Genomic DNA, 16,686 nt, shown 5'->3' on the forward strand with positions numbered 1-16,686 from the left:
CCCATGTCCGAAGACAATATCCTCACGCCCCACGGCTGGATTCGCGGCCGCCTGGTGCACGAACACGGCAAGGTGGTCGCCATCGAAGGCACGCCGTGCGACCCGGCAGACAACGACCTGCCCTACTTGCTGCCGGGCTTTATCGACCTGCACGTACACGGCGGTGGCGGCAAAGACATCATGGAAGGCGTCGACGCCTTCGAGACCATCACCCGCACCCACGTGCGTTTTGGTACGACGTCATTGCTGGCGACCACCATGACGGCACCGGTGAACGAAATCTCCCGCGTGCTCGGCGAACTGGGCAGCTTCTGCGAACAACGCCCGACCGGCAGCGCCCGTGTACTTGGCGTGCACCTGGAAGGCCCCTACATCAACCCAGGCAAACTCGGCGCCCAACCCAACTTCGCCCACACCGCGCTGATGGCCGAAGTGGAGGCCTATCTGCGCCTGGCGCCGATCCGGGTGATCACTATCGCACCGGAAATCGCCGGGCATGACGCCTTGATTCGCGCGCTCAGCCAACGCGGCGTGCGCATGCAGATCGGCCACACCCTGGGCAGCTATGAAGAAGGCGTCGCCGCCCTCGCAGCCGGCGCCACCAGCTTCACGCATTTGTACAACGCCATGAGCCCGCTGCATCACCGCGAGCCGGGCATCGTCGGCGCCGCGCTGGCCCACGCCAAGTACGCCGAGTTGATCCCCGACTTGCTGCACGTGCACCCCGGCGCCATGCGCGTGGCCCTGCGTGCAATCCCGTGCCTGTACTGCGTCACCGATTCAACCGCCGCCGCCGGCATGCCCGACGGCGAATACAAGCTGGGCAGCCACACCGTGACCAAATGCCTGGGCGGCGTGCGCCTGGCGGACGGCACCTTGGCCGGCAGCATCCTGACCATGGATCAGGCGCTGCGCAACCTGGTGAAAATCGGCCTGCCGATCAGCGAAGCCTCACAACGCCTGTCGCAATTTCCTGCGGATTACCTGGGCCTGGAAGAACGCGGCCGCCTGCAACCCGGCAGCTTTGCCGACTGCGTGCGCCTGGACCGCTCCCTGCACCTCACCGACGTAATGGTCGAAGGAGAAACCATTGACTTCAAAAATGCTTGAAGAGGCCCTGGCCTCCTGTGACGCCGTCGCGGCGCAGCTGCAACGCCTGGACCCGCTGCTGGAAGAAGTCGCCGGGCGCCTGCGCCGTCAGCCGCCGCAAGTGGCCATGACCATTGCCCGTGGCAGTTCGGACCATGCCGCCAGCTACTTTGCCTACCTGGCCATGCAGCACGTGGGCATTCCGGTGGCGTCGTTGCCGATGTCGGTGGTGACCTTGTTGCAGGCACCGTTGAAAGTCAGCGGCCAGGTGGCGTTCGGTTTCTCGCAGTCGGGGCAAAGCCCGGACCTGGTCAACAGCCTGCGCCTGCTGCGCAAACGCGGTGCCCTGAGCATTTCGCTGGTCAACGCCGAAGAGTCACCGCTGGAAGCCGCCTGCGAATTCCACCTGCCGCTGTGCGCCGGGCCGGAACACAGCGTGGCGGCGACCAAAAGTTTTATCGCCACCCTCAGCGCCAGCGCGCAATTGATCGGCCACTGGAACCAGGAGGCCGACCTGCTGCAAGCCTGCCGCGCCTTGCCTGACGAGTTGCGTGCCGCCGCCAGGCAGGATTGGAGCACCGCCATCGACGCCCTGCGTGACAGCCAGCGCTTGATGGTGATCGGCCGGGGCGCTGGTTTTGCCATCGCCCAGGAAGCCGCGCTCAAGCTCAAGGAAACCTCGGCGATCCAGGCCGAAGCCTTTAGCAGCGCCGAAGTGCGCCACGGGCCGATGGCCTTGATCGACGAGAACTACCCGCTGCTGATTTTCGCCCCACGTGGCGCCGAGCAAGCCGGCCTGTTGAGCCTGGCCGCCGACATGCGCCAACGCGGCGCCCGTGTGCTGCTGGCCGCGCCGGACGATATCAGCGAACGCGACCTGACCCTGAGCCGTGCCGAACACCCGAGCCTGGACCCAATCCTGGCGATACAAAGCTTTTACGTAATGGCCGCAGGCCTGGCGCAAGCCCGGGGCATGGACCCGGACCAGCCGCGTCACCTGAGCAAAGTTACCCGCACTCACTGAGTCGCGTTTTCCTGATGAGTACCGTGCCCATGTCCAACAAGAATAATGAATTGACCCTAAGCGCCCCACTCAGTGGCCCGGTGCTGACCCTGGGCAACGTTCCCGACGAAGTGTTCGCCAGCGGCGCGATGGGCGACGGTATGGCCATCGACCCGCTGAACGATTGCCTGCACGCGCCGTGTGACGGCGTGATCATCCACGTCGCGCGCACCGGGCATGCACTGACGATTCGTGCCGACAACGGCGCCGAAGTGTTGATGCATGTGGGCATCGACACCGTGGAACTGAACGGCGAAGGGTTTGCGCTGCTGGTCAAGGAAGGCGCGCGTGTCAGCAAAAGCCAGGCGCTGGTGCAGTTTGATCTGGACCGCATTGCGCGCCAGTGCAAAAGCCTGGTCAGCCTGATTATCCTCACCAATGGCGAGCGCTTTGAACTGCGCCCGGTGGCGGCAAACACCGTCAAGGTCGGTGAGCCCTTGCTGCAGATTGTGCCGCGCTCGGCGGCAGCCCCGCTGGCGGCTGTGGATAACTCGGTGACCGAAGTCCGCGCCAGCGTGCGCATTACTCACCGTGGCGGTTTGCATGCACGCCCCGCTGCGTTGATCCGCAAAACCGCGCAAGGCTTCAGCAGCCACGCGCAGTTGCACTTTGCCGGGAAGTCGGCGCCATGCGACAGCCTGATTGGCTTGCTGGGGCTGGGCATCGGTGAAGGCGACGAAGTACGCGTCACCTGTCGCGGCAAGGATTGCGAGGCGGCGTTGCAGGCGTTGGTGGCGGCGCTGTCGGTGGCCGTCAGTGAAGAACATCACGCGCCGGTGGCCGTTGCTGCGCGCCCTGCGAACACCGAAGTTGGCGTACTGCAAGGTGTGTGTGCTGCGCCGGGCCTGGTCTGCGGGCCGATGTTTCGCTTGAGCGGTATCGAACTGCCGGCAGACACCCGCAACCACTCCGCCGACGACCAACTGCAACGCCTGGATGCGGCCCTTGAGCAAGTGCGCGGCGAGATCCGCACGACGCTGGACCACGCTCGCCAACGCAAAAACATTGATGAAGAAGAGATCTTCGCCGCCCACCTCGCCCTGCTGGAAGACCCGGCCCTGTTGGAAGCGGCCACCGCCGCCATCGAGCAAGGCAGCGCCGCCACCCACGCCTGGCGCGATGCGATCCAGGCGCAATGCGCGGTATTGCTGGCACTCGGCAAACCGCTGTTTGCCGAGCGTTCCAATGACCTGCGCGACTTGCAGCAACGGGTGCTGCGCGCGCTGCTGGGTGAAGCCTGGCACTTCGAATTGCCTGCCGGGGCGATTGTCAGCGCCCATGAACTGACGCCATCCGACCTGCTGCAATTGAGCGCACAACACGCTGCGGGCATCTGCATGGCCGAAGGCGGCGCCACCTCCCACGTGGCGATTTTGGCCCGTGGCAAAGGCCTGCCCTGCGTGGTGGCGTTGGGCGCAGAAGTACTCGATGTGCCGCAAGGCCAACGCGTGGTACTCGACGCGGCCAATGGTCGCCTGGAACTGGCTCCCAGCGAAGCGCGTCACGCCGAGGTGCATCAGATTCGCGACGCGCAAAAACTGCGCCGCGAGCAACAACAGGCCCAGGCGCACCAAGCGGCGCAAACTCGCGATGGCGTGCGCATCGAAGTGGCCGCTAATGTCGCCTCCAGCGCCGAAGCCCAAGTGGCGTTTGAGAACGGCGCCGATGGCGTCGGCCTGCTGCGCACTGAATTCCTCTTCGTCGACCGTCGCACCGCGCCGGATGAACAGGAACAGCGCCAGGCTTATCAAGCCGTGCTGGATGCCATGGGCGACAAGGCGGTGATCATCCGCACCATCGACGTGGGCGGCGACAAACAGCTCGACTACCTGCCGCTGCCCATCGAGGCCAACCCGGTGTTGGGCTTGCGCGGTATTCGCATGGCCCAGGTGCGTCCCGAATTGCTCGACCAGCAACTGCGCGCGCTGCTGCAAGTCAGCCCGTTGGAGCGTTGCCGCATCCTGCTGCCGATGGTCAGTGAAGTCGACGAACTGCTGCAAATCCGCCAGCGCCTGGATGAGCTGTGCGCCGAGCTGGAACTGAGCCAACGCCCGGAGCTGGGCGTGATGATCGAAGTGCCCGCCGCCGCATTGATGGCCGAGCAACTCGCCAGGCATGCGGACTTTCTGTCCATCGGCACCAATGACCTGTCCCAGTACACCCTGGCCATGGACCGCGACCACGCCGGCCTCGCCGCTCGCGTTGATGCGCTGCACCCGGCGCTGCTCAGGCTGATCGCGCAGACCTGCGCCGGCGCAGCCAAACACGGGCGTTGGGTCGGTGTGTGTGGTGCCCTGGCGTCCGACCCACTGGCGACACCGGTGCTGGTCGGCCTGGGCGTCAGCGAGCTGTCGGTAAGCCCGCCGCAAATCGGAGAAATCAAGGACCGCGTCCGCCACTTGGACGCGGCTCAATGCCGGCAACTGAGTCTCGGGCTGCTCGACCTGAGCAGCGCCAAGGCGGTTCGCCAAGCCTGTCAACACCACTGGCCGCTGAGCTGACAACAACAAGAATAGGGAGACACGCCATGTACCAACATTTTATCGAAGGCTTACAACGCCTGGGCCGCGCGCTGATGCTGCCGATCGCGATTTTGCCGATCGCCGGCCTCTTGCTGCGCCTGGGCGACACCGACTTGCTCAACATCGCCGTGATGCACGATGCCGGGCAGGCGATTTTCGCCAACCTCGCGCTGATCTTCGCCATCGGTATTGCCGTGGGGTTTGCCCGCGACAATAACGGCACGGCGGGCCTGGCCGGCGCGATTGGTTACCTGGTGATGGTCTCCACGCTCAAGGTGATGGACACCACTATCAACATGGGCATGCTCGCGGGTATCGCCAGCGGTTTGATGGCGGGCGGGCTGTATAACCGCTTCAAGGACATCAAGCTGCCGGAGTACCTCGCCTTCTTTGGTGGGCGACGCTTTGTGCCGATTGTCACCGGGTTTTCGGCGGTTGCCCTGGGCGTGATCTTTGGCCTGATCTGGCCGCCGATCCAGCACGGCATCAACAGCTTCGGCGTGCTGCTGATGGAAAGCGGCAGCTTGGGCGCCTTCGTGTTCGGCGTGTTCAACCGCCTGCTGATCGTTACCGGCCTGCACCATATCCTCAACAACATGGCGTGGTTCGTGTTCGGCACCTTTACCGACCCGACCACCGGCGCCGTCGTCACGGGCGACCTGACCCGCTACTTCGCCGGCGACCCAAAAGGCGGCCAATTCATGACCGGCATGTTCCCGGTGATGCTGTTCGGCCTGCCCGCCGCGTGCCTGGCGATGTACCGCAACGCGCTGCCCGAGCGCCGCAAAGTGATGGGCGGGATTTTCCTGTCGATGGCGCTGACCTCGTTTTTGACCGGCGTGACGGAGCCGATTGAATTCGCGTTCATGTTCCTGGCGCCGTTTTTGTACCTGATTCACGCGGTACTCACGGGCCTGTCGATGGCCGTGACCAACATGCTGAATATCCACCTCGGTTTTACCTTCTCCGGCGGGTTTATCGACATGGTGCTCGGCTGGGGCAAGTCCACCAACGGCTGGCTGGTGTTCCCGGTCGGGTTGGCATACGCGGTGATCTACTACAGCGTGTTCAACTACTGCATTCGCCGCTTCAACCTGAAAACGCCGGGTCGTGAAGATATCCAGGTGGTGCAGGCTGAGGCGATGAGTGATAACCAACGGGCCGGTGCGTATATCCGTGCGCTGGGCGGTGCGGATAATTTGCTGAGTGTCGGCGCCTGCACCACGCGTCTGCGCTTGGACATGGTGGATCGCAACAAGGCGGTGGATGCAGAGCTCAAAGCACTCGGCGCGATGGCCGTGGTTCGGCCGGGTAACGGCGGCAGCTTACAGGTGGTGGTCGGGCCGATGGCCGACAGCATTGCTGATGAGATTCGCTTGGCCATGCCGTCATTTGTTGCCAGCGCGCCGGTGGCGGTTGCGCCTGTGGATAAGCCGGTTGCGGTGAATGTGCAGGAGGCCGAGAAATGGCTGAAGGCCTTGGGTGGCCGTGAAAATGTACGGCAGTTGGACGCCGTGGCGGTGACCCGGCTGCGGGTGGAGTTGGGGGATGATTCGGTGTTGTCTGAAGCTGATCTGACGGCGCTGGGCTGCCAGGGTGTGAGCCAGCTGGACAGTGGCGTTTGGCACTTGTTGATTGGTGAAAAGGCCTTGGGTTTGGGTGAGGCTTTGGAGCGGTTGGTTACCCGCCCTATCAACGCCTGACCGATCGTTCCCACGCTCTGCGTGGGAATGCCGCCCAGGACGCTCCGCGTCCCGCTCAAGCCCTGCACAAGGGTGACGCGGAGCGTCACAGGATGCATTCCCACGCGGAGCGTGGGAACGATCAACGCCTAAGCAGACGCCGCACGCTGCTCGGCTTCGTAATGGCGCGTCTGGAAAGGCATCAGCGCTTGAGCCTTCAAACCCAGCCCCTCACTCAACCCCCAAGACAGCGCGAGTTCATCACGACGGCTGCGCAGCGCAACAGCGCCTTGTGGTTTCACTTCTTGCTTGGCGGCAGAAGCCGAAAATAACTCAAGGGCCTTCAACGCTTCCATTACCCGAGTATCCGTCGCACATGAAAAGCGCGTAAAGCGCTCAAGCAAATAGCCTGCGCGACGAAGCTCCACTTCACTGGAATGTGCCTTTAGAAAAGCCCTCACCTCGCCCACAGGGTTCGCGTCCGAGTACCAAACCGCTTTTGCTGCACAGACAAGAGCAGCATCATCAGCCTGATTCAAAGGGCTTTTGACCAGCGTATCCAAGGCGGATGACAGGACGGGAGCGTTAAAAGGCTTCGTCAACTTCAGTCTCCAGATAATCGTGCAGAATGTTGGTCAGGATGGATCTAGGTGGCTCCTTGTTGCCAACATAACGATCAGCTAGTGGGTGCTGGTACTTCGTGAAGATCCAATACCCGATCCACCATCAACTGGATACCTTCCAACATCCGGTGAATCCCCAGCACCGCATCACGCTGCGGGCCGTCGATGTCAAACGCCAGATTGCCCGCCAACGCCTGCACGGATGCGAGGTCTTGGGAGGCATTGGCGAGGAGGGTTTCACTGTTCAGGTTGGGGAGTATGGTGAAGATTTGGTCGGCGGGCTGAGAGTCAGATGGAGGATTTGGACTGTCTTTGATCATGGTAAAACTCCTAACAAAAATGGGAGCTACCGACATCACTTGCAGATGATGGGTGGCAGCTGTGTACGGGCCTGCAAGACCGAGTTGTTAGGAACCCCGGCAGACCCGAGGATCTCCCGCACACAGCCACCATGACTCAATAACCGCTTTATGAAAGCGGCACGATTATAGGTGTGCTGTTGAGTACTAACAAACTATCGGCGGGCTTGCAGTCCCGGTCGCCACATTGGCAGCGACCCGAGAAGATTAGTGAGGCCAGTTCCGAGGGACAACCTGAAAGGCCTGTGGGAAAGGTCTGAGGCGCCTGTCCCGACGCCTTCGCAGGCAAGCCAGCTCCCACAGTGGGTTGATGTACGACATGATCACGCGGTCGAATGTGGGAGCTGGCTTGCCTGCGATTGGCCCGTACAGGCAACAAAAAACCCGCTGACCAAACTGGTCCAGCGGGTTTCTTGTTTTTGCAATCTGCGAATCAAAAATCCGCCAACTGCCACACCTCATATGCCGGTGTTTCATACGGATGACTGAGTTTCAAAGCAGCCACAACCGCCACAATCAACTCATCCGCCACCACCAGCTCAACCTTCCACTCTTCAACCACTTCAACCTGGCCGACCTGCCCGAGAAACGGCTGGCTGCCGTCCAACGCGCGGAATTGGCCCTGGCCCAGCACTTGCCAGGCGCAGCTGTCGTAGTTGCCGATACGCCCGCCGCCAGCGGCGAAGACGGCGGTTTTCACCGTCTCCACATGGCTTGCGGGCACAAAGAAGCTGAGCTTGTACACCGCCTTAGTTCACCCACACGCGCGCGTTACGGAACATGCGCATCCAGGCGCCGTCTTCGTTCCACTCTTCCGGGCGCCACGAGTTCTGTACGGCGCGGAAAACACGCTCCGGGTGCGGCATCATGATGGTCACGCGGCCGTCGCGGCTGGTAAGGCCGGTGATCCCGCGCGGCGAGCCGTTCGGGTTGGCCGGGTAGCTTTCGGTGACCTTGCCGTGGTTGTCGACGAAACGCATGGCCACGCAGCCGGACAAGTCGGCTTCGAGCAGGGCTTCTTCGCTTTCGAACTCGGCATGGCCTTCACCGTGGGCGATGGCGATTGGCATGCGCGAACCGGCCATGCCTTGCAGGAAGATCGAGTTGGACTCTTGCACCTGCACCATGGCGACACGGGCTTCGAACTGCTCGGAACGGTTACGCACAAAGTGCGGCCAGAACTCGCTGCCCGGGATCAGTTCGCTGAGGTTGGACATCATCTGGCAACCGTTGCACACGCCCAGGGTGAAGCTGTCGTTGCGCTCGAAGAAGCCTTGGAATGCGTCGCGGGCACGGCTGTTGAACAGGGCCGATTTGGCCCAGCCCTCACCGGCACCCAGCACGTCACCGTAGGAGAAACCACCGCAGGCGACCAGGCCTTTGAACGCGTTGAGGTCAACGCGACCGGCGAGGATGTCGCTCATGTGCACGTCGATCGCATTAAAGCCGGCGCGGTCGAACGCGGCCGCCATTTCCACTTGGCCGTTGACGCCCTGCTCACGCAGTACGGCAACCTGTGGGCGAATGCCTTTTTTGATGTAAGGCGCGGCGATGTCCTGGTTGACGTCGAAGCTGAGCTTGGTGCTCAGGCCCGGGTTGTCTTCTTCCAGGATCACGTCGAATTCCTGTTCGGCGCAGTCGGCGTTATCACGCAGGCGCTGGATCTGGTAGCTGGTCTCGGCCCACTGGCGTTGCAGCAAGCGGCGCTGGCCGGCAAACACGGTGTCGCCGTTGAACGAGATGTTGATTTCGCCGTTGTTGATCGGCTGGCCGATCACCGCCACGCAATCGTCCAGGCCAGCAGCGCTGAACTGTGCGAGTACGTCCGGGGTAGCGTCCTGGCGAACCTGGATCACGGCGCCCAACTCTTCGTTGAACAGGATGCCGTTGATTTCGGATGCATCCTCGGCAACGCTGTCGAGCACGATGTTCAGGCCACAGTGACCGGCGAAGGCCATCTCTACCACGCTGGTCAGCAAACCACCGTCGGAACGGTCGTGGTAAGCCAGCAGGTGGCCGTCGGCGTTCAGGCCCTGGATCACGGCGAAGAAGGCTTTCAGGTCTTCGGCGTCATCCACGTCCGGCGCGTGCTTGCCGAGCTTGCCGTGGGTTTGCGCGAGGATCGAGGCGCCCATGCGGTTCTGGCCACGGCCCAGGTCGATCAGGATCAGATCGGTGGTGCCTTTGTCCATGCGCAGTTGCGGGGTCAGGGTCTGGCGGATGTCGGTAACCGGCGCAAAGCCGGTGACGATCAGCGACAGCGGCGAAGTGACGCTCTTGTCGGTGCCGTCTTCGTTCCAACGGGTGGCCATGGACATGGAGTCCTTGCCCACCGGAATGGTGATACCCAGCTCCGGGCACAGCTCCATGCCGACAGCCTTGACGGTGTCGTACAGGCGCGCGTCTTCACCGGGGTGACCGGCAGCGGACATCCAGTTGGCCGACAGTTTGATGTCGGACAGCTTGCCGATGCGCGACGCAACGATGTTGGTGAGGGTTTCACCAATGGCCATGCGGCCCGACGCCGGGGCGTCCAGCAGGGCCAGCGGCGTGCGCTCGCCCATGGCCATGGCTTCACCGGTGTACACGTCGAAGCTGGTGGCGGTGACGGCAACGTCAGCCACCGGAACTTGCCATGGGCCAACCATTTGGTCACGGGCCACAAGACCGGTGATGGTGCGGTCGCCGATGGTGATCAGGAAGCTTTTGCTGGCCACGGCCGGGTGGTGCAGCACGCGCTCGATGCTGTCGGTCAGGTCGAGGCTGCTTGGGTCGAAGTCATCGCCCAACTCGGTTTCACGCACGGCCGAACGGTGCATGCGCGGGGCTTTGCCCAGCAGCACTTCGAGTGGCATGTCGACCGGACTGTTGCCGAAGTGGCTGTCGGTCACCGTCAGCTGTGGCTCGGCAGTGGCTTCGCCGACTACCGCAAACGGGCAACGCTCACGTTCGCAGATGGCCTGGAAGCGCGCGAAGTCTTCAGGGCCAACGGCCAGTACGTAACGTTCCTGGGATTCGTTACTCCAGATTTCGTGCGGGGCCATGCCCGGCTCGTCGTTTGGAATGTTACGCAGTTCGAAACGGCCACCACGGTCGCCATCGTTGACCAGTTCCGGGAAGGCGTTGGACAAACCACCGGCGCCGACGTCGTGGATGAAGCTGATCGGGTTCTTGTCACCCAACTGCCAGCAACGGTCGATAACTTCCTGGCAGCGGCGTTCCATCTCTGGGTTTTCGCGCTGTACGGACGCGAAGTCCAGGTCCGCCGAGCTGGTGCCGGTGGCCATGGAAGAGGCTGCGCCGCCGCCCAGGCCGATCAACATCGCCGGGCCGCCGAGGACGATCAGCTTGGAGCCGACCAGGATCTCGCCTTTCTTGACGTGTTCTTCGCGGATGTTGCCCATGCCGCCGGCCAACATGATTGGCTTGTGGTAGCCGCGCACTTCATCGCCACGCGGGGTGGTGATGGACTGCTCGAAGGTACGGAAGTAACCGGTCAGCGCCGGGCGGCCGAATTCGTTGTTGAACGCGGCGCCGCCCAGTGGGCCTTCGATCATGATGTCCAGCGCGGTTACGATGCGCTCAGGCTTGCCGTACGGCACTTCCCACGGCTGTTCGAAGCCTGGAATCTGCAGGTTGGACACGGTGAAACCGGTCAGGCCCGCCTTTGGCTTGGCGCCACGGCCGGTTGCGCCCTCGTCACGAATTTCACCGCCGGAACCGGTGGCTGCGCCCGGGAACGGGGCAATCGCGGTTGGGTGGTTGTGGGTTTCAACCTTCATCAGGATGTGCACCGGTTCCTGTACCGCACCGTATTGGCGGGTTTCAGGGTCCGGGAAGAAACGGCCGGCGACGGAGCCGACGATCACCGAGGCGTTGTCCTTATAAGCAGAAAGAACACCTTCGCTGTGCATCACGTAGGTGTTCTTGATCATGCCGAACAGGCTTTTTTCCTGGCTTTCGCCGTCGATGTCCCAACTGGCGTTGAAGATCTTGTGACGGCAGTGCTCGGAGTTGGCCTGCGCAAACATCATCAGTTCGATGTCGTGGGGGTTGCGCTTCAAGCCGTTGAAGGCGTTGACCAGGTAGTCGATCTCGTCTTCGGCCAGGGCCAGGCCCAGTTCGGTGTTGGCCTTCTCGAGGGCGGCGCGGCCACCGCCGAGCACGTCAATCGCGGTCAGCGGTTTTGGCTCGGCATGGCTGAACAGACCGGCAGCCTGTTCCAGCTGGCTGACGATGATCTGGGTCATGCGGTCGTGCAGGCTGCTGGCGATCAACTCGGCGTCGGCATCGCTGAACTGGCCGGCGACGTAGAAAGCGATACCGCGCTCCAGGCGCTGGATTTTTTCCAGGCCACAGTTGCGGGCGATATCACTGGCCTTGCTCGACCAGGGCGAGATGGTGCCGAACCGTGGCAGAACCAGGAACAAGCGGCCATTAGGCTCTTGAACGGGAACGCTTGGGCCGTACTTCAGAAGGCGTGCCAGCACTTGCTGTTCGTCGGCGGTCAATACGCCGGTAACGTCGGCGAAGTGAGCAAATTCAGCATACAAGCCTGTAACCGCTGGAACCTTTTGGCTCAGTTGCTCAAGGAGTTTGCTGTGGCGAAAGGCAGAAAGGGCAGGAGCGCCGCGCAGGATCAACATCTTCGGGACAGCCTCGGGAAGGGGGTGTGCTTTGAGGCCGTGCATTCTAGCGTAAACCGCCGCCAACGGCACCCGAAACGGCACGGCTGGCCGTTGCCGAACGTCAGTTGGCACGCTTTGCACAGTATCGGGGCGTTTTTCACCGGGTTGCGCGCAGTTATTTTAACCGTCACAAACCCTCGTCAACCCGCGTTTCTGCGGGCTGCAGCCCAGTTTCAGGGGTGCTAGCAGACAAGTCCCCCGCTGTCGATATATGGCGCCGTGGGTCGTTTGCGTATACTGCGCAGATGTTCTCCCCTACTGCTTTGCGCCCGCGATGTGCCAAATGGCTCATCGCAACCGGACTCTTCCTGATGCTCAGCGCCTGTGTTGATAAGCCCAGCACGCTCGAGCGAATCAAGGAGGATGGCGTATTGCGGGTGATTACCCGGAACAGCCCGGCGACTTATTTCCAGGACCGCAACGGTGAAACCGGTTTCGAGTACGAACTGGTCAAGCGTTTTGCCGATGACCTGGGGGTAAAGCTGGAGATTGAGACCGCCGACAACCTCGATGACCTGTTCGGCCAGTTGGGCAAACCCAACGGTCCGGTATTGGCCGCCGCCGGCCTGGTCAGCAGCGAGCAGCGCGCGCAACAGGTGCGTTTTTCCCATCCTTATCTGGAAGTGACGCCGCAGATCATCTACCGCAACGGCCAGTCCCGCCCGACCACGGCGGCGGACCTGGTGGGCAAAAAGATCATGGTGCTCAAGGGCAGCACCCACGCCGAGCAACTGGCGGCGCTTAAAAAGCAGAACCCTGCGATTGAATACGAAGAATCCGACGCCGTTGAGGTGGTCGACTTACTGCGCATGGTCGACGAGGGGCAAATCGACCTGACCCTGGTGGACTCCAACGAAGTCGCGATGAACCAGGTGTACTTCCCCAACGTGCGCGTGGCGTTCGACCTCGGCAATGCCAGCAATCAGAGCTGGGCCGTGGCGGCGGGTGATGACAACAGCCTGCTCAACGAGATCAACAGCTACCTGGATAAAGTTGAAAAGAACGGCACCCTGCAGCGTCTTAAAGACCGCTATTACGGGCATGTCGATGTACTCGGCTACGTCGGCGCCTACACCTTTGCCCAGCACTTGCAGCAACGCTTGCCCAAATACGAGAAGCACTTCCGTACCTACGCCAAGGAAGAAAAAGTCGATTGGCGCCTGCTCGCCGCCATCGGTTATCAGGAGTCGCTGTGGCAACCGGCCGTGACCTCCAAGACCGGCGTACGTGGCCTGATGATGCTGACCCAGAACACCGCCCAGGCCATGGGCGTGTCCAACCGCCTGGACGCCAAGCAAAGCATCATGGGCGGCGCCAAATACCTGGCCAAGATCAAGGATGAGCTGGACGACAGCATCGCCGAGCCGGACCGCACCTGGTTCGCCCTCGCGGCCTACAACGTCGGCACCGGTCACCTGGAAGACGCGCGCACGTTAGCGAAGAAGGACGGCCTGAACCCGAACAAGTGGCTGGACGTGAAGAAGATGCTGCCGCGCCTGGCGCAGAAGCAGTGGTACAGCAAGACTCGCTACGGTTATGCGCGTGGCGGTGAGCCGGTGCATTTTGTGGCGAACATCCGGCGGTATTACGACATTCTGACTTGGGTCACGCAGCCGCAGTTGGAAGGCAACCAGGTGGTCGAAGGCAACTTGCATGTGCCGGGTGTGGATAAGACCAAGCCGCCGGAAGATAACCCGCAGCTGTAACCCCAATCTCCCCCACAACACATAACCCTGTGGGAGCCGGGCTTGCCCGCGATGGCGGCCGGCCAGTCAACCTATTCGTTACCTGACACACCGCTATCGCGGGCAAGCCCGCTCCCACATTTTGATCTGCGCCTGGCTTCAGAAGCCGATGAGCAGGTGCACCACGCCGCCCGTCAACACCATCACCCCTGGCACACCCGCCGCTTTCAGCGCCTGCGCATCCAGCCGCCCCGCATCCTGCAGTTGCACACGCACCCGTGTCAGCGCCACGCGCTGTTGTGACTTGAGATTATCCGCGCCACCCAATGCCTTCAGTACATCGGCCGACAACAGGCTCGGCGTCGGCGCCGTTACCGTCTCGGCAATCAAATCCGGGGTCAGGGCTTTCCAGAACGCGCGCTGTAATTTCTCGAACATGCTCAGTGCTCCACAACAGGTGAGGTTTCAACCGTAGCCGCGTGATACAGACGCAAGGCCTCGCGAACCTGGGCTGCTTCTTCCAGACCCAGTACCTGGCGGGCGATGCTTTGGCAGTCCGCCAGGTCCAGCTCGCGCACGGTGGCCTTGATGGTCGGGATCAGCGGTACGCTGACTGACAACTCATCCACGCCAAGCCCGATCAACACCGGCACCGCCAGCGCTTCGGACGCCAGCGCGCCGCACACACCGACCCATTTTCCATGGGCGTGCGCGGCCTTGACGGTGGTTGCAATCAGGCGCAACACCGAGGGGTGAAAGCTGTCGGCCTGGCTGGCCAGGCGCGGGTGGTCGCGGTCCATGGCCAGGGTGTATTGGGTCAGGTCATTGGTGCCGATGGAGAAAAAATCCACGTGCGGGGCGAAGACATCGGCCATCAAGGCCGCAGACGGCACCTCGATCATGATCCCCAGCTTCGGCAGTTCCTTGAGCCCCAGCGCCAGCGCTTCCTCTTCAAGAATCGTGCGTGCCAAGTGCAGTTCCGACAACAGGCTGACCATCGGCAACATGATATGCAGCCGCGCGAAACCGGCGCTGGCGAGGATTGCGCGGAACTGTTCGCGCAACAGTTCCGGGCGCTCCAGGCACAGGCGAATACCGCGCAAGCCGAGGAACGGGTTGGTCTCGCTTTCCATCGGCACATAGGCCAGCGGCTTGTCGCCGCCGACGTCCAAGGTGCGCACCACCAAATTGCGCTCGGAGCCCAGGGCGCGAGCGATGGCGCTGTAGGTGCCGGCTTGTTCTTCAGGGCTGGGCGCGCGGTTGCGGTCCAGGTAGAGGAACTCCGAACGCAGCAGGCCGACACCTTCACCGCCCAAGCTCAAGGACTGCTCCACCTCCTGCAACGAGGCAACGTTGGCCGTGACCTCGACGTGGTGGCCGTCGCGGGTGATGGCCGGCAAAGCAGCCTGCGCCACTTCCCGCTGGCGCCGCAACACCTGCTGTTGGCGGGCAGCTTGCAGCTGCTCGATTTCGGCCAGGTCCGGGTCCAGGTGCAGCTCGCCCTTATCGGCGTCGAGCAGCACCTGCTTGCCGTTAGCCAGGGTCAGCACGTGCACCGGCACACCGCAAATCGCCGGCAGGCCGAGTGCGCGGGCGAGGATCGCGACATGGCTGGTCGCACCGCCACCGACGGTGACAAACCCCAGCACCTTGCGCGTGTCCAGGCTGGCGGTTTGCGATGGAGTCAGTTGCTCGGCAATCAGGATGGCTTGCTCGGGCAAGTCCCAGGCACGGTCCTCGATACCGAGGATCAGCTTGAGCACACGTTGGCCGACGTCGGCCAAGTCCGCCGCCCGTTCGGCGAGCAGCGCGTTGCCCATGCCCTGGAACAAGGTGGCGGTGGCCAGCGTGGCGCGGTTCCAGGCAAAGGCAGCGCTTTTGCCATTGGCCAGTTGGGCGTGGGCTTGTTCAAGCAAGGTGGGGTCTTCGAGCAGTTCTTGATGGGCACGGAAGATCTCGGCCTGGGCAGTGCCAGCCGCCTTGGCTTGCAGGGCTTGCAGTGCCTCGGTGGCCGCCAGCAGGCCACGCTCCAGTGCGGCACGCTCGATCGCTTCGCCAGCGCCGGCTTCGGTAATCTTCAACGCTGGCTCGGCCACTTGCACCACCTGGCCAAACGCCGAACCAGGGGACGCACACACGCCACGCAGCAAGCTGGCCGACGACAGCGGCGCGACCGGTTCCGCCACCGCAGCAACTGCCGCGACCGTCTCGCCACAGCCTTCGGCCAACAACGCCACCAAGGCGTTGATCGCCGCGTCGGCGTCATCACCTGCCGCGCTCACTTGCACCGTATCGCCCCTCACGGTTTGCAGCGCCATGATCGCCACCATCGACTTAGCGTTGGCGCTCTGGGTTTGCTTGTGCAGGTAAATGCTTGCATTGAAACCCTTGGCCGCCTGGGCAAACACCGCCGCAGGGCGCGCGTGCAAACCGTTGGCGTTGGGCAGGGTCAGCGGCTTGGAAAACAGCGCTTCGCCCTCCTCCTCATTCGCCGTTTCAGCTGCTTCGCCTGTTGCGACTCGCAACAGCGGCTGGCCCACATCCACCACGCCACCGTCCGGCGTCAGCAGCGTAAACGGCTCGCCGCTGACCACCAGCATCAAGGTCAGCAAACTGCGTGCATGGAGCGCTACGTAGTCGGCATCGAATTCAATCAGCGGCTGCCCGACCGCCACGCACTGGCCTTCCTTTACCAACGGCGTGAAGCCTTGGCCTGCCAGGTTTACGGTGTCCAGGCCGATATGCATCAGCACCTGGACGCCGTTGTCATCGGTAACGCTGACCGCATGACCACTGTCCTGGATGCTGCTGATCACCCCGGCCAGCGGCGCGCAAAGCGTCTGCGAGGTGGGATCGATGCACAGGCCGTCGCCGATCATGCGACTGGCGAACACCGGGTCGGGCACCTGATCCAGCGCCAGCAGCACACCGGACAGCGGCGCGAGCAGTTCCAGGGGTTGAGTTGTGGTCATGAC

11 protein-coding genes are annotated in these 16,686 nt (G+C 62.7%); 5 read left to right on the forward strand and 6 right to left on the reverse strand.

The window, feature by feature from the left end:
* The first annotated feature begins 3 nt into the window (after window positions 1-3).
* From nagA to nagE, 4 genes are read left to right on the forward strand one after another with little or no spacing between them, the layout of a single operon-like run.
* Window positions 4-1,110: an N-acetylglucosamine-6-phosphate deacetylase gene (gene nagA / locus L8I05_RS19140; protein ID WP_242170969.1), complete on the forward strand. Its 1,107-nt coding sequence runs from the start codon at window positions 4-6 to the stop codon at window positions 1,108-1,110.
* Window positions 1,091-2,113, forward strand: coding sequence for an SIS domain-containing protein (locus L8I05_RS19145; RefSeq protein WP_242170971.1), 1,023 nt, complete (start codon window positions 1,091-1,093; stop codon window positions 2,111-2,113). The genes nagA and L8I05_RS19145 overlap by 20 nt, the downstream gene beginning before the upstream one ends.
* A gap of 29 nt (window positions 2,114-2,142) precedes the next feature.
* A complete protein-coding gene (gene ptsP / locus L8I05_RS19150; RefSeq protein WP_242170973.1) occupies window positions 2,143-4,653 on the forward strand; it encodes a phosphoenolpyruvate--protein phosphotransferase in 2,511 nt (836 codons plus the stop codon).
* Window positions 4,654-4,679: 26 nt separating this feature from the next.
* Window positions 4,680-6,377: an N-acetylglucosamine-specific PTS transporter subunit IIBC gene (nagE, locus tag L8I05_RS19155; RefSeq protein ID WP_242170975.1), complete on the forward strand. Its 1,698-nt coding sequence runs from the start codon at window positions 4,680-4,682 to the stop codon at window positions 6,375-6,377.
* 128 nt (window positions 6,378-6,505) lie between these two features.
* Here the strand turns inward: nagE and L8I05_RS19160 are convergent, their stop codons facing one another.
* From L8I05_RS19160 to purL, 4 genes are all read right to left on the reverse strand, one after another.
* A complete protein-coding gene (locus L8I05_RS19160) occupies window positions 6,506-6,958 on the reverse strand; it encodes a hypothetical protein (protein ID WP_242170978.1) in 453 nt (150 codons plus the stop codon).
* A gap of 74 nt (window positions 6,959-7,032) precedes the next feature.
* The gene (locus L8I05_RS19165) at window positions 7,033-7,299 is read right to left on the reverse strand and encodes a DUF6124 family protein (RefSeq protein ID WP_242170981.1); all 267 of its coding nucleotides are present in this window, start codon (window positions 7,297-7,299) and stop codon (window positions 7,033-7,035) included.
* A 472-nt stretch (window positions 7,300-7,771) separates the two neighbouring features.
* Window positions 7,772-8,083: an NGG1p interacting factor NIF3 gene (locus L8I05_RS19170; protein ID WP_159959633.1), complete on the reverse strand. Its 312-nt coding sequence runs from the start codon at window positions 8,081-8,083 to the stop codon at window positions 7,772-7,774.
* Between the two features lie 4 nt (window positions 8,084-8,087).
* Entirely contained in the window at window positions 8,088-11,984 is a 3,897-nt protein-coding gene (gene purL, locus L8I05_RS19175) for a phosphoribosylformylglycinamidine synthase (RefSeq protein ID WP_242170983.1), read from the reverse strand.
* 287 nt (window positions 11,985-12,271) lie between these two features.
* On the opposite strand from purL, the gene mltF reads away from it, so the two are divergent.
* Window positions 12,272-13,732, forward strand: a complete 1,461-nt coding sequence (gene mltF / locus L8I05_RS19180; protein WP_242170985.1) for a membrane-bound lytic murein transglycosylase MltF — start codon at window positions 12,272-12,274, stop codon at window positions 13,730-13,732.
* A gap of 138 nt (window positions 13,733-13,870) precedes the next feature.
* Here mltF and L8I05_RS19185 read toward each other — a convergent pair whose 3' ends face one another.
* Together L8I05_RS19185 and ptsP (L8I05_RS19190) are read right to left on the reverse strand one after the other, a co-directional pair.
* The gene (locus tag L8I05_RS19185) at window positions 13,871-14,149 is read right to left on the reverse strand and encodes a PTS transporter subunit EIIB (RefSeq protein ID WP_242170987.1); all 279 of its coding nucleotides are present in this window, start codon (window positions 14,147-14,149) and stop codon (window positions 13,871-13,873) included.
* 2 nt (window positions 14,150-14,151) lie between these two features.
* Window positions 14,152-16,683 (reverse strand): phosphoenolpyruvate--protein phosphotransferase, encoded by a 2,532-nt coding sequence (gene ptsP / locus L8I05_RS19190; RefSeq protein WP_242170989.1) that lies wholly within the window; start codon window positions 16,681-16,683, stop codon window positions 14,152-14,154.
* Window positions 16,684-16,686: the final 3 nt, after the last annotated feature.

Source organism: Pseudomonas sp. MONT-RG-20F-20-E-7-02, assembly GCF_022662395.1.
Classification (GTDB): Bacteria; Pseudomonadota; Gammaproteobacteria; order Pseudomonadales; family Pseudomonadaceae; genus Aquipseudomonas.

Bases quoted from the DNA above. Each gene is read 5' to 3' on its own strand.
- ptsP (WP_242170973.1), top strand. From the start codon at position 2,143: ATGTCCAACAAGAATAATGAATTGACCCTAAGCGCCCCACTCAGTGGC.
- purL (WP_242170983.1), bottom strand. From the start codon at position 11,984: ATGTTGATCCTGCGCGGCGCTCCTGCCCTTTCTGCCTTTCGCCACAGC.
- L8I05_RS19185 (WP_242170987.1), bottom strand. From the start codon at position 14,149: ATGTTCGAGAAATTACAGCGCGCGTTCTGGAAAGCCCTGACCCCGGAT.
- mltF (WP_242170985.1), top strand. From the start codon at position 12,272: ATGTTCTCCCCTACTGCTTTGCGCCCGCGATGTGCCAAATGGCTCATC.
- L8I05_RS19165 (WP_242170981.1), bottom strand. From the start codon at position 7,299: ATGATCAAAGACAGTCCAAATCCTCCATCTGACTCTCAGCCCGCCGAC.
- nagE (WP_242170975.1), top strand. From the start codon at position 4,680: ATGTACCAACATTTTATCGAAGGCTTACAACGCCTGGGCCGCGCGCTG.
- ptsP (WP_242170989.1), bottom strand. From the start codon at position 16,683: ATGACCACAACTCAACCCCTGGAACTGCTCGCGCCGCTGTCCGGTGTG.
- nagA (WP_242170969.1), top strand. From the start codon at position 4: ATGTCCGAAGACAATATCCTCACGCCCCACGGCTGGATTCGCGGCCGC.